General features: G+C 65.2%; 10 protein-coding genes. 2 read left to right on the top strand and 8 right to left on the bottom strand.

Going from position 1 to position 13,037, the window contains the following annotated elements:
* The first annotated feature begins 176 nt into the window (after positions 1-176).
* Complete coding sequence (locus HW274_RS00315) at positions 177-1,163, top strand: LacI family DNA-binding transcriptional regulator (RefSeq protein ID WP_185988943.1); 987 nt, start codon at positions 177-179, stop codon at positions 1,161-1,163.
* A 214-nt stretch (positions 1,164-1,377) separates the two neighbouring features.
* On the opposite strand, the gene HW274_RS00310 is transcribed toward HW274_RS00315, so the two are convergent.
* The 8 genes from HW274_RS00310 to HW274_RS00275 all read right to left on the bottom strand — a co-directional run bounded on the left by HW274_RS00310 (position 1,378) and on the right by HW274_RS00275 (position 11,739).
* Positions 1,378-2,235 (bottom strand): hypothetical protein, encoded by an 858-nt coding sequence (locus HW274_RS00310; RefSeq protein WP_185988942.1) that lies wholly within the window; start codon positions 2,233-2,235, stop codon positions 1,378-1,380.
* Entirely contained in the window at positions 2,232-3,647 is a 1,416-nt protein-coding gene (locus tag HW274_RS00305) for an LssY C-terminal domain-containing protein (RefSeq protein ID WP_260679116.1), read from the bottom strand. Before HW274_RS00305 ends, HW274_RS00310 begins: the two co-directional genes overlap by 4 nt.
* A 166-nt stretch (positions 3,648-3,813) precedes the next feature.
* Positions 3,814-4,527: a hypothetical protein gene (locus tag HW274_RS00300; protein WP_075255187.1), complete on the bottom strand. Its 714-nt coding sequence runs from the start codon at positions 4,525-4,527 to the stop codon at positions 3,814-3,816.
* Between the two features lie 109 nt (positions 4,528-4,636).
* Positions 4,637-5,611 carry a class 1b ribonucleoside-diphosphate reductase subunit beta gene (gene nrdF / locus HW274_RS00295; protein ID WP_010612846.1) on the bottom strand — a complete coding sequence of 325 codons (975 nt, stop codon included), beginning with the start codon at positions 5,609-5,611 and terminating at the stop codon, positions 4,637-4,639.
* A gap of 132 nt (positions 5,612-5,743) precedes the next feature.
* Positions 5,744-6,583, bottom strand: a complete 840-nt coding sequence (locus tag HW274_RS00290; protein WP_256692561.1) for a hypothetical protein — start codon at positions 6,581-6,583, stop codon at positions 5,744-5,746.
* A gap of 182 nt (positions 6,584-6,765) precedes the next feature.
* Positions 6,766-7,605, bottom strand: coding sequence for a hypothetical protein (locus tag HW274_RS00285; protein ID WP_256692562.1), 840 nt, complete (start codon positions 7,603-7,605; stop codon positions 6,766-6,768).
* 183 nt (positions 7,606-7,788) lie between these two features.
* Complete coding sequence (locus HW274_RS00280) at positions 7,789-8,673, bottom strand: hypothetical protein (RefSeq protein WP_260679115.1); 885 nt, start codon at positions 8,671-8,673, stop codon at positions 7,789-7,791.
* A 309-nt stretch (positions 8,674-8,982) separates the two neighbouring features.
* A complete protein-coding gene (locus tag HW274_RS00275) occupies positions 8,983-11,739 on the bottom strand; it encodes a DUF5979 domain-containing protein (RefSeq protein WP_260679235.1) in 2,757 nt (918 codons plus the stop codon).
* 439 nt (positions 11,740-12,178) lie between these two features.
* Between HW274_RS00275 and HW274_RS00270 the strand changes: the two genes are divergently transcribed.
* On the top strand, positions 12,179-12,895 hold the full coding sequence (locus tag HW274_RS00270) for an NB-ARC domain-containing protein (RefSeq protein ID WP_075255331.1): 717 nt from the start codon (positions 12,179-12,181) through the stop codon (positions 12,893-12,895).
* Positions 12,896-13,037: the final 142 nt, after the last annotated feature.

The raw sequence follows: 13,037 nt of genomic DNA, 5'->3' as shown, positions 1-13,037 counted from the left end.
TACTAGAAGAGATCCTCACCGCGAGGAAGATTCACTGCCGAATTCCGTACCCACCATCCCCTGAGGAGGATCGCTGTGGTAACGTCACCATCCCATCAGGATGTGGGTGCCCCTGACACTCCTGATAATCTCTCGCCATGCCAGGGCAGAGCCGGGGCGCGCAGGGAGCGCCGTCGATGAGCGACGTAGCCCGCCTGGCGGGAGTCTCCGCTCAGACGGTCTCACGCGTAGCGGCGGGCTCGGAGCACGTTCGTCCCGACACCCGCGAACGGGTCCTGCGCGCGATGAACCAGCTCGGCTACTCCCCCAACCGCGCCGCCCAGGCGCTGCGTCGGGGCTCCTTCAAGACGATCGGCGTGCTGACCCAGCAAATCCAGCGCACCGGGGAGGCCCTGACCACCGCAGGCGTGCTGGAGGCCGCCACCGCCATCGGCTACGCCGTCAACCTCGTCCAGGTGGAGCACCCCACCTCCGAGGAGCTGCGCGAGGCCGTCTACCGGCTCTCCCACCAGGCCATCGACGGACTCGTCGTCGTGCAGGCCGGACGGGCGGGACGCGAGCAACTGGCCTTGCCGCCCTCGATGCCGGTGGCGGTCTCGGACTCCAAGCTCGTGGGCTACTACCCCTCAGCCAGCGCCGACCAGGTCGGTGGGGTGCGCGAGGCCGTCACACACCTTCTGGAGCTAGGGCACCGCACCGTCCACCACGTGTGCGGGCCCGAGGACTCCCAGTCCGCCCTCATCCGCAAGGCCACCTGGGCCAGGACCCTGCAGGAGGCTGGCAGGGACGTCCCCGAGGTGGTGGCCGGCGAGTGGGAGGCAGCAGCGGGTTATGAGGCTGGCCTGCGCCTGGCCGCGGACCCGGAGGTGACGGCCGTCTTCTGCGCCAATGACGAGCTGGCCCTGGGACTCATCCGGGCCATGCACGAGCAGGGCAGGCGGGTTCCCGCCGATGTCTCAGTGGTCGGCTTCGACGGCCTGGACGTAGGCGAGTACAGCTTCCCGCCATTGACCACCGTGCGTCAGGACTTCAGGAGGCACGGCAGCGAAATGGTGAGCCTGGTGCTGGAGCAGGCGGGCTCAGGGACCCGGGAAGGCGACCGCAGCGTCATTATCCCCACCGAGCTCCTCGTGCGCGGCTCAACCGCCCCGCCGGCCACCTGAGCGCAGCGCGCCGTCGGCCCGGCCACCCGCGCTGCGGGAGCCACCGCCCCATCGAGGACTGACTTTCGGCACCAGGACTGCGCTCTCCTCCAGATCGCGACGGGGAGATCCCAGTGGCCTGGAGGACAACGCAGTCCTCGATCGGAAAGTACGTCCTCGGCGCGAACCGCAGCCGCCACTCCGGCCCAGCCCGGCCCGCGGGCCCGCCCTCGGCTCAGTCGGCTTGCGGCAGGAGGATGGAGGCCCCCAGAGCGAAGGGGTAACCGGGTTTGAGGATGCACTGGACGACCGGCTGCGCCATCTCCAGGACGCTGTCGGCGTCGAGCCCCTCCTCGCCGTTGGGGCCGGCCTCGGCCACGAGGTCGGAGTAGGGGATGGTGAGGTCGAGCAGAGCCATGCCGTCCCGGTGGGTGGCGGAGTCCCAGGCGCCGCCCTCCATCTCCTGCAGGGTCCCCAGGTGGAAGCTCATGACCCCGTGGTCGTCAACCTTCGCGGGCACGGACAGGATGTGGTGCGGCTCGGGGTCGCGCGGCGCACGCAGGGTGAACAGGATGATGCCGCCGTCGCGGGCGGCGCGCAGCATGACGCGGCCAATGTGGATGCCGAAGCCGACGATGTCGAAGACCCCCTCCATGGCCTCCGCATAGGTCAGCGGCGCCTCCAGGGGAATGGGGGCTCCCTCACCGGGGTCGTTGATGGCGCGGCGGCCCGACGGCGTGGCCGCCTTGAGCAGCAGGAGGCGGCCGGCGTCGGTCAGGACACCGGTCTCGACGCGCTCCTGCCACCCGGCCGGGGCCTGGGCGGGGCCGGGCTCGGACTCCACCAGCCCCATGCCCAGGACGGTGGACAGGTCGGTGCCGTCGGCGGGCCGGTGCCAGGTGATGGTGGCATCGTCGTGCCAGATGGGCAGGACCCCGTTGAAGGGGATGCCGAAGCGCACGTGCTCACGCTCGCCGTCGACGGGCCGGGAGTTATCGACATGACTGACGTGGCTGGTGTGCCGGCCGGACCGACTCGCCGGCCCTGCGCCGCCGGCACCATTGTCCTGCGGTCCTGCCAGGTACTCGCTCATGAGCTCAGCCTAACTGCCGCCCGGTCGCCCCGTGCGCTCGCACGGTCGGCAAGCCGCTCCTCCTTGCGGGCGTGCTCCCACTGGTGGACCTGCCGGGCCGAGAGCGCCAGCAGCGCCAGGACCTGGAGCGCACTGGTAACGACCAGGCCGAGCGTAGCCTGGCGGACCCCGAGGCTGGAGACCTGAACCATGTCAGTGGCGATACCCAGGACGAGGGTCGCCATGAGGGCGATGCGGCCGCGCGGGTGCCCGCGCCAGGCCGCGACCCCCAGGGCGGCGGTGATGAGCGTCAGGCCGCCGGACACCGTGGCGATGAGGGCGACGACGGCGGTGACCGCCCCCGGGTCCTCCTCCGGGAACGGGGCGGCCTCCAGCACCTGGGTGATGTCGACGCGGGCCACGCGCAGAATCTCGACCGCCACCATGAGCCCGATGAGCGCCAGGGCGATGACGAGGTGGCTGGGGCGGCGCCGTCGGGCCTGATGGTCGGCCAGGCGGGCCAACTGCAGGGAGAGGCCGGCGTCGGAGCCGGGGACCACCTCGTTGAGGTCGAGCACGTGGAGGGCGCCGTCGGTGACCACCCGGTCTCCTCCCCCGTTCTTGTCGTGGTAGGAGGTGAAGACATCCGGCCAGATCTCGAGCTCGGCGGCCTCGTTGGCCCAGCGGACGTCGTCGACGACGTAGTTGCGCTCGATGTCGATGTCGGCGTCGATCTTGTGGGTGACCTGGAGGGTGAGGGCGCTCAGGCCGACGGCGCGGTCGTAGGTGGCGGCGGCCAACCAGTCCACGTGCCCGCCGCCGGGCAGCGACCAGCCCGGCGGGCAGTACCAGAAGCGGATGTGGTGGCGCTGGGCGGGGTTGCCCTCGACCTCCTTCTGGTAGGCGAAGCTCTGCTTGCGTCCGAAGAGCATGAGGTTGGAGACGGGAGCGGCCGGGTAGGAGCGGCGCAGCAGCGAGGAGACGATGATGCGCCAGGAGGAGCGCAGGGTGATGGGGTCGGCGCGCACCCAGCCGGCCGCGATCATCGCCTCGTGAATGTCCTCCTCGTCGCCCTTGACGGCGAGGTTGACGGGGTCGCCCAGGAGCCCATCAGGGGTGCGGGTGCGACCGATGAAGTAGTCGGGGACGTAGAGCCAGGTGAGGACCTGATGGAGGCGCGGCAGGGCGAGGTAGGCCAGGACCGCCCAGAACAGCAGGGAGTTGACCACGAGCACCGCATTGAGGTGCCAGCCCGAGCCGATGAGCAGCCAGGCCAGCCAGAGCGTGGCGACGGCGGCGATGGCGAAGAAGACGGCGTCGAGGACGTCGTCGATGCTCCAGGAGCGGGCATCGACCTCCGACATCTTGGACGGGCCGTCCCGGTAGACGGGCGGCACCGTCGGACGGGGGCGAGTCACCTCGGATGACGTCATGACAGCACGTTACCGAATACCTCTGACGTTGGAGGCCGGCCGTACCGCCATCAGCCGCCCCCTCACGCGCTGCCGCGCCCTTCGGACCAGTGGAACGTAGGGCGCGGCAGTCGGGGAACAGCATCGGCGGGATTCTCAGGGCCGCCGAGGAGACAGTGCTATGAGATCACTTGAGCACGAGGTCCTGGGTGTCGGAGTAGGCCGCGTACTGCTTGCCGGACTGGATGCCCTTTCCGGCTGCGCGGTCGTAGACGATGCTGGTGGTGCCCTCGGAGAAGGGCTTCAGCTTGGTCGACTCCGATACGGTGGCCATGGAGACCCAGCCCTCAACATGCGTGGATCCGGAGTCCTCGGAGTCGAACACCTCAAGACCGTCATCCTTCAGGTCGTCGGCCAGCAGCGCCCCGTACTCATCCGCCTTGTGCCTGGATTCCGTTTTGTCCTGGAGCGAGGTGGAGTCCACGATCGTGCTGCTGAAAGCAATATCTCCACTGAAGTCGAGCGTGCAGTGAAGCAGGTAAACCGTGTCTGAATCACGGCTTGCCTTGTACTTCGGTGCGGCGTAGTCCTCGATCACCTTGTCGCAGGTCTGGGTAAGACCGATCTCCTCGTCCTTGAAGGTCACCGGCTTGATCTCCTGAATCTCGGAGCCGGACTTGGTGGTCTCACCACTCTTGCCCTTGGTGTCCTTGGCATCCTTGTCGTCCTTGGAGTCCTCGGACGGGGACGCATCCGAGTCGCCTGAGTCCGGCTCGGCGGAGCTGGTCGCAGAGCCGCTACCGGGGGAGGGCTGAGCGATGTCCTGCTCATCGCAGGCGGACAGTCCGACAGCCATGACAAGGGCAGCGGCGACGGAGAGAACCTTGACGGAGGAGCGCATGGGGATTCCTTTCTCGCGCTGGGGATAGCGAAAGTGTGCACCCGGCGCGAGCCCCCTACCATGGGGAGCCCACCCAGGGGAGCGCTCCCCGTCTCCGGCCGCCTGCCTCTCAGAAGTCCCAGTCCTCGTCCTGGGTGGCCTCGGCCGTACCCATGACGTAGGAGGAGCCCGAGCCGGAGAAGAAGTCGTGGTTCTCGTCGGCGTTGGGGGACAGGGAGGCGAGGATCGCCGGGTTGACGTCGACGGCGTCGGCCGGGAACAGTGCCTCGTAACCCAGGTTCATGAGGGCCTTGTTGGCGTTGTAGCGCAGGAATTTCTTGACGTCCTCGGTCAGGCCGAGCTCGTCGTAGAGGTCCTCGGTGTACTGCTCCTCGTTGTCGTAGAGCTCCATGAGCAGCTCGAAGGTGTAGTCCTTGAGCTCGGCCTGGCGCTCGGGCGAGGACTCGCGCACGGCGAGCTGGTACTTGTAGCCGATGTAGTAGCCGTGGACGGCCTCGTCACGGATGATGAGGCGGATGAGGTCGGCGGTGTTGGTCAGCTTGGCGTGGCTGGACCAGTACATGGGGGCGTAGAAGCCGGAGTAGAAGAGGAAGGACTCCAGCATGGTGGAGGCGACCTTGCGCTTCTCGGGGTCGTCGCCGCGGTAGTAGTCCAGGATGATGCGGGCCTTGCGCTGGAGGTTCGCGTTCTCCTCGCTCCAGCGGAAGGCCTCGTCGATCTCCGCCGTCGAGATGAGGGTGGAGAAGATCGAGGAGTAGGAGCGGGCGTGGACCGACTCCATGAAGGCGATGTTGGTGAGCACCGCCTCCTCGTGGGGGGTCCGGGCGTCCGGGATGAGGGAGACCGCGCCGACCGTGCCCTGGATCGTGTCCAGGAGGGTCAGGCCGGTGAAGACGCGGGTGGTCATGTTCTTCTCGGCCTCGTTGAGGGTGGCCCAGGACTGCACGTCGTTGGACAGCGGCACCTTCTCGGGCAGCCAGAAGTTGCCGGTGAGGCGGTCCCAGACCTCGAGGTCCTTGTCGTCGGTCAGGCGGTTCCAGTTGATGGCCTGGACGCGGTCGACCAGCTTGATGGGCTCGTGCATCAGTTCCTCCCGAGGTTTGGGTGATCCGGCCTCATGCTACCGACGAGTCCCTCGGCGGGCAGCCCAGCCCGCCCGAACGAGTCTGTGGTACCCGCCGCGCTCCTGAGGTCCGGTTCGACGTCGTCGCCGCCGTCACGACGAGGAGGCCGCGGCCTGCCGGGCGGCGAAGAGGATGGCGGCTGCCTTCTCAGGGGGGTCGCCCTGCCCGAGCACGTCGCCCGACTGCATGTCGAAGACGACCTCCTCAAAGTCCTGATCTCCGTCCAGCGCGGTGGTCAGCTCGACCCTCTGAAGCACCTGATTCCCCAGGACGGCCGCCAGGACTGGGGCTGCCGCAGCAGTATCCACACCCTTCCCGTCCTCACCGAGCCCTCGCACGGTCAGCTGGGTCACCTGGCTGATGTCGTCGTGCGCATTCAGAATCACCGTCGCATGAACTCGCTGATCTGCCGGGATGGCATCGAGAACACGCTTGATCGGAACGGACGTGAGATCCACACCTTGAGAATGCGTGATAAAACAATAGGATCCACCCAGAAAGTAATCCTGCTCGGTCTTGAGTGAACCAATACCCACAACCGGCGACGTCGGCGGCAGGATGGCGTTGTCAGGAAGGCTTGTTCCGTTCTGATAGTCGAGAGTGATTCTCTCCTTGGATATTCCCACGCGCTCCAGCTCGGAGGAGACCACCTTGATGGCAGCCAGCACAGCCTTCTCGGGGTCATCCATGGGCAGGTGACAGGCCATCGACGTCACACCCTGATCCCATCTGACATCAAGGTCCACCTTGTCAGAATCAACCAGATGCACGACCTCGTTTCGTGCGTTGCGAATGATTGCGAGGACTGTGTCCTGCCCAGGATCCCCCTTGAGGTTCACTGTCACGTCCCAACGATCACCAGACACGAGGTCTGGATCAACATGCACCTCGACAGACGCGACACCATCAAGCCCGGAAAGGTACGCGCTCACCTTCCTTTTCTTCCTGCCGCGAACCAGAGCGAACGGCGAGCACGCAGTCGCACTGAGAGCAAGAGACGCGACTCCCAGTACCAGCACCTCACGACGTCGAACACTCATCGACCTCACCGCCCTTCCTTTGATGATGTCTGGCATGTGCACGTCAGACAGAGACGCCCCCGAGTTCGGACCCATCAGGATGCCGAGGCCACCATTTGCTGAGCCGCGGCGAGGATGGGCGCACCCTTCTCAGGCGGATCCCCCTGGCCGATCACAGTGCCGGACTTCATGTCAAAGCCAACCACCCTGGGCTGGACTTTGCTTTCCACCGAGGTAAGCAGCTCCACCCGCTGGAGCACCTGGTTTCCGAGCACTGTGGCAAGAACTGCAGCGTCGGGCTGAACATCCTCATCCTGCCAGTCATTGACCCATTTCTTGAATATGAGACGGGCCTGGTGACTGTTATAATCCTCCGCCTCCAGGCTCAGAACCGCTCCGTACCGCTTGTCGGCGGGGATGGCTTCCAGTGCACGTTTGATCGGCACGGATGCGAGGTCCTTACCCTTGGCGTGGGAGATGAAGCAGTGAGACCGTCCAATGAGAATGCTCTGCTCGACCCTTAGGGAGCCGAGGCGCAGCACCGGGGAAGTGGGCGGCAGGATGAAATGATCCGGGAGGGTTTCAGTAGTCCGGTACTCGAAGGATATTCTTTCCTCTTCGATCTGGACTCGCTCCATGCCGGGCGATAACGCCTCCACCGTGGAGGATGCGGCCTTGTCAGCCTCCTTCATCGGCAGGTAGCAGAACACGGAGGTCTTCCCCTTGACCCAGGAGACGACCATCCTCACCTCATTGGCTCCGGTCAGGTTCAGCACCTTGGCGTAGGCGTCCCGGACAACTGTCGCCACCGATTCGGCGGACGGATCATCCTTGAGCCGCACGTCCGCGATCCAACGATCTGGCTCTACGAATTCCGGGTGCACCTCCACCCGCGCGGATGCCACGGCGTCGAGCCCGGAGAGGTACTGCTGCACCTTCCGCTTCCGTCTCTTGCGTGCCATGGCCATGGGCGAGCACCCGGCCACTGCGAGAACAAGAGATGCGGCCGCTACGGCCAGGACCTGACGACGTCGCACACTCATCGGACGTCACTCCGTTGCATCGAGAACACCTGCCGCACTCTCCTGTTACAGGGAACCATCAGATTCATGCTCCCGTTACGACGAATCGGAGGCAGACTTCTGTGCTGCTGCAAGTATCTTCGCGCCCTCTTCCGGTGGGTCTCCGGCATCGAAAACACCCGCTTTCATGTGGAAGAACACGCCTTCTCGACTGGCAGCACTCGTGTTCCATGCGGTCGTGAGGCCAAGCTCTTGAAGTAGCTGATTTCCTGAGATGACATTGAGAACTTTCGCTGCCGCGGCGACGTCAAGCCCGTCAGACTCTTTTCCAAAAGCAGCAACATCGAGCGATATGCTTCCACTCACGATATCGTTGTCTGTGAGCTCAACGACAGCTCCTTCCCAATATTTAGCGTCGATAGCCTCCACAACCCTACGGAGAGGAATGGGACTGAGGTCGACGGCATCGGAAACCGCCCGAATAATCATACCGTCAAGCTCAAAGCTGTCACTCACACCCACTCCGGATCGTGGCGCCACGATAAGGTCAGCTGGAAACTCCTTGACCACTCCTCGACTTACCGAGATACGACCACGACCAGCACTCATGGTGCCTCGACCGGGCTTCGCCAGCTCTCTCAGATAATCGAGTTCTGCCCCATTCGGCTCATTCCCTGAGATCGGCCACGACACAGAGGCCCCGTTCTGCACCCATGATGCCGACACACTGGCAAAGTCATCCTCCACCACCTGCACAACCCGATCATAACCGCCTTTAAGGACGGCAAGAGTCTCTTCTCGCCCAGGATTTTTGTTAAGGAGGATCAGGACGGACCAGGAGTCACCTGCAGTGAAGTTGGAATCCAGCTCCACATTTACTGATTTGACGGCATGGAAGCTCTTCAAGGACTTTTCGATCTGATGACGAGCCCGGATATTCTCTGGAGCCAGCGCCCCGCAGCCCGACATCACCGGCAGCACCAACGCTCCGTCACCGACCAGAATCGTGCGCCTCGGGAGGGCTTTTCCTACCGCCAGCCCCGTCACAACCGGACCGACTCACCCGAACGCGCCAGGAAGAGCGCGATGAACAGGAACCGGATGACGCTGCGTCGACGATGAGCCATGGCGCCACCGTAGGGCCTCGCCCCCGGCGCACGGGATGGGGATTGTTCCCCTGTCCATCCTGTGCGGCTGCTGGAGCGCAGGAAGCCCCGGGCCCACCTGAGTGCGGAACTCAGGTGGGCCCGGGGATCTATCCCTGTGAGAGGTGGGAACTGGGGGCCGGCGTCAGGCGCGGCGGCGGCTCACCAGCAGAGCCCCTCCCATCACAGCGACCACGGCGATGCCCAGAGGCAGGCCGATCCTCACACCGGTGCTGGCCAGCGGACCGCCCGCCGAACCGCTCGGCGCCCCATCGGCCGGGACCGGCGCCGCCGAGTTGGTGGACGTCACCGGCGGAGTCGCACCGGAGGACGACGAGTCACCCGCAGCGGTGGAGCTGCTCGCGCTGGCGCTGGGCTTGGCGTTCGGGTTCGCGTCAGCGTCAGCGTTCGGGTCTCCGTTCACGTCAGAGCCGGCGCTGGCGCTCGGCGTAGCAGTCTCCTCCGCGGACGGCTCCGTAGTCGCCTCGGCGCTCGGCGTAGCGGTCGCGTCAGCACTGGGCTTGGCGTTCGGGTCGGCCTTCGCGTCAGCGGCCGGCTTGTCAGCCGGGTCCGCACTCGGCGCAGCACTCGGCTCAGCGGAAGGCTCCGCAGTCGCGTCAGCACTGGGCTTGGCGTTCGGGTCGGCCTTCGCGTCAGCAGCCGGCTTGTCAGCCGGAGCGGCACTCGGCGCAGCACTCGGCTCAGCGGAAGGCTCCGCAGTCGCGTCAGCACTGGGCTTGGCGTTCGGGTCGGCCTTCGCGTCAGCAGCGGGCTTGTCAGCCGGAGCGGCACTCGGCGCAGCACTCGGCTCAGCGGAAGGCTCCGCAGTCGCGTCAGCGCTCGGCGTCGGCACGGCGAGCGAGGTGTACATGCCGGCGAACCTCAGGTCCAGCACCTTCTCGCCAATAGTCACCTTCTGAGAGGCTGGCGCCTTGAGGGTGTACCCGTCGACCTGAGCCTTGTCCATGTCCTGCTCAATGGTGCACTCAGTGCCCACGGGCAGCTCCGGACCGTTGACCGCCGCGCCATTGGCCTTGGCCTTGAGGGTGCCTTCCTGCCCGTTGTCGCAGGTGTAGGTGAAGGTGAACTCCTTGTCGGCCACAGGAGCGCCCGAAGCAGTGTTGGTCACCGAGAACGAGCCCTTGGCCTTCGTGTAGGTGTTGGTCATCGTCACCTCGGCCGTCTCACCCTTGACGATGGCGACGGTCTGCGACTCCGGGGCGGTCAGCGTGTACCCCGCCCGGAAGGCGGAGTCGGTGACCTCGTTGACGGTGCAGGTCGAGCCCGCCTTGACCTCCTCGGAGTGCTCCGAGGTCTTCCCGCCCTTCACCATCAGGAAGCCCGTGGTGTTGTCAGTGCAGCTGTAGGTGAACAGGAAGGTGGAGTTGCTGAAGTCGCCGTCGCCGGCCAGGGCCTTCGTGATCGTGAAGTCACCGTGATCCACGGGCACGGCGTCAGCGGAGTTGCTCAGCGTCACGGTCTCGAGCATCTGCTCCTCAACGGTTGCAGTGTTGGTGCTCTGGCCGTTCACCGTGAAAGCCGGCTTGCCCCAGACGACACCTTCGGGAGTGGTCGAGGCGTTCGTCGGGTCCTCGTTGAACGTGAGGACCGTTCCGGTGGGGAAGATTTCCTTGAACACGGTCTTCGCACCGATGTTGAGGGTCATTTCCAGGTCTCCGCCAGTACGGTCCTGGTTGAGGGTACCCGGGGCCTTCCAACCCGGATAGGCGCTTGCTTTCGCGTCACCGGGCAGGTCATAGCTGACACTGACCTTGAAGGTGGTGTCCGCCGGCACCTTGCCGGTCTCGGTCCCGGTGAGGAGCTTGGTGATCTCGAATCCACCGAAGCCGGGCTTCATCTCAACGTTAATGGAGAAGGATGAGGCGTAGTGCACTGCGTAAGAGCCCCGCAGGCTGGTTCCCAGCGCGGTGGCGTCGTTCTTGTACCGCACACCCGCCTGAACCTTGCCGTTGTCGGTGTCAGGGGTCGACTCGTAGCGGACGATGTAGTTGCTGCGCGGCGCGAAGGGGCCAGTCACCTTGACGAAGGCGACATCGCCATTGAAGGTGACGTCGAGGTCGAAGTCTCCCGCGTTGGTGTTCTGGTCGGCGCCGGAGGCATCCGTGAGCTGGCCGGAGCTGGCGCTCTTGCTCTCGGAGGTGCCGGTCTCCAGCCTCCACCTGCTCTTGTCGGCGACGTACTTCTGCCCGGGGCCGAGCTCATCGGTGAACATGATGGTCGAGCGGGTCTTGCCGTCCACGGTCAGCGACTGACCGTTCTCCTCGAGAGCCGCCTTGATCTGGTCAGGACCGAAGATCAGCTGCCAGGCAATCTTGTCGGAGTCAGCGGTCAGGTCGCTGGCCCACTTGGTGACCTTCTCCGGCTTGTAGGGGCCTTCGACGTATGGGGCAACCTTCCCGCCGGGAACGGCCACGGGAGTATCCACACCGTTGGCCTTGATCGGCAGGTTGGGCAGATTCGAGGCCCCGTTAGCCACCAGCAGTGACGTCCCGTTACCCCGCAGGTCCTTGAAGCCCTGGGCGACGATCTTGTCGAGCTCACTGTTGAAGGTGCAGGTGATCTTACGCTCGGCCACCGAGCACTCACCCACCTGCGTGCTGACGCCATCGTGGTTGAGCATCATCGGCTCAGTGATCTTGTCCTTGCTGCGGACCTGATCGGGCAGTGCGATCTCGAAGGAGTCCCCGCCCTTGGCCTGGGCCTTGCTGGCATCCCAGCTGAACTTCAGCTTGAGGTAGTCACCGCTCTGAACCGAGGTCTTGCTCGGGTCCTCCTCGCCGGTGGCGTTGGAGGGGGTCAGTGACAGGTCGGAGATGGTGATCTTCGGGTTGATGGCGGCTCGAGCCTGCATGGGCAGGACCGTCAGCATCGCGGCGACCATCACCACGAGCAGGAGGAGAGCACCTGTGGCACGCGCAGGCGCTCTGAGCGCTCTGGGGGCAGGGATCTTTGACACGGCATACCTTTCGGGAGAAGTCCGGCACTCAATTGATGCGGAGCCGAACTTAAGTTCTATATTTACTGGTATCAATGGCGAAAATCTCAGGCTAGGGTTACGAATCAGCAGCCGTTTCGCCTCGGAATGATGACGATGATGACGACTTCATCGCTAATCAAACGGGTGGGCGGAATGGAATATTAACGGTGAGCACCCCGGCCCGTTCCGTCGCCGGCCTTGAGACCGCAGCCAACAACCAATCATCGGCGGTGTCGCCCGCAATTCCGCCGTCCAGCCGGCCACCGCTCCGCTCCTGGCGTCACGACGGACGCAGATGCCGCACCTGTCCCTCAGGCACTTAGTTGACTGAGATAATAGATTCATGAGTCCCTCGGTTCGGGTGGGCGAGATCCCCACCCTGGTCAGCAACCTCGTCGACCAGCTCACGCAGCGGTTGACAGCCGACGACGCGCCTGAGCGCCTCGTCGTCGGGCTCGTGGGGGCTCCCGGTTCGGGAAAATCAACGATCGCCGAGCAGCTGAAGACCGGCCTGAAGGCGGCGGGCGTCTTCGCCGGGCTGGTCGCCATGGACGGCTTCCACCTGTCCAACGCCGTCCTGGACGAGCTGGGGCGCCGCAACCGCAAGGGGGCACCTGACACCTTCGATGTCGAGGGATATCTGGCAACCCTGGACCGGGTGCGGGCCGACGGCGCCCCACAAGTCTTCGCCCCGGCCTACCGGCGTGATCTGCACGAGTCCGTGGCGGCCGGGAGCATCGTCAGCGGCACCGGCGTCGTCGTGACCGAGGGCAACTACCTCGCGCTCGAGACGCGAGGGTGGGGTGCGGCGCGCGAGCGGATCGACCTACTCATCCACATTGACGTGCCCGAGGAGGTACTCGTGCTGCGGCTCATCAACCGGCACGAGGAATTCGGTAAGAACCCGCTGGCGGCCGGTCACTGGGTGCGCACCGTGGATCTACCCAATGCTCGCCTCATCGCCACGAGCGTCCACCGCTGCGATGAGGTGTGGCGTGAGCCCGAGGATGAACCCGAGTCCGGCGTCGTCGACGACGACACCGCCGACGACCTCGAGTAGAGCCCCGGCCTGCGCCGATCCCAAAGAGCCCGCGAGGCCACAGACACGGATCACGGTCAGCGGCCCGTTCCGAGCCCTCAGCACTCAGGTGCGTCCGCACGATGGACTGAGACGGCATTGTTTCACTCCTCGGAATATCGTC

It is taken from the genome of Actinomyces sp. oral taxon 169, from assembly GCF_013394715.1.
Taxonomy (GTDB): Bacteria; Actinomycetota; Actinomycetes; order Actinomycetales; family Actinomycetaceae; genus Actinomyces.
The sequence above is the reverse complement of the archived record's forward strand: the minus strand, read 5'-3'. Positions and strand labels throughout refer to the sequence as shown.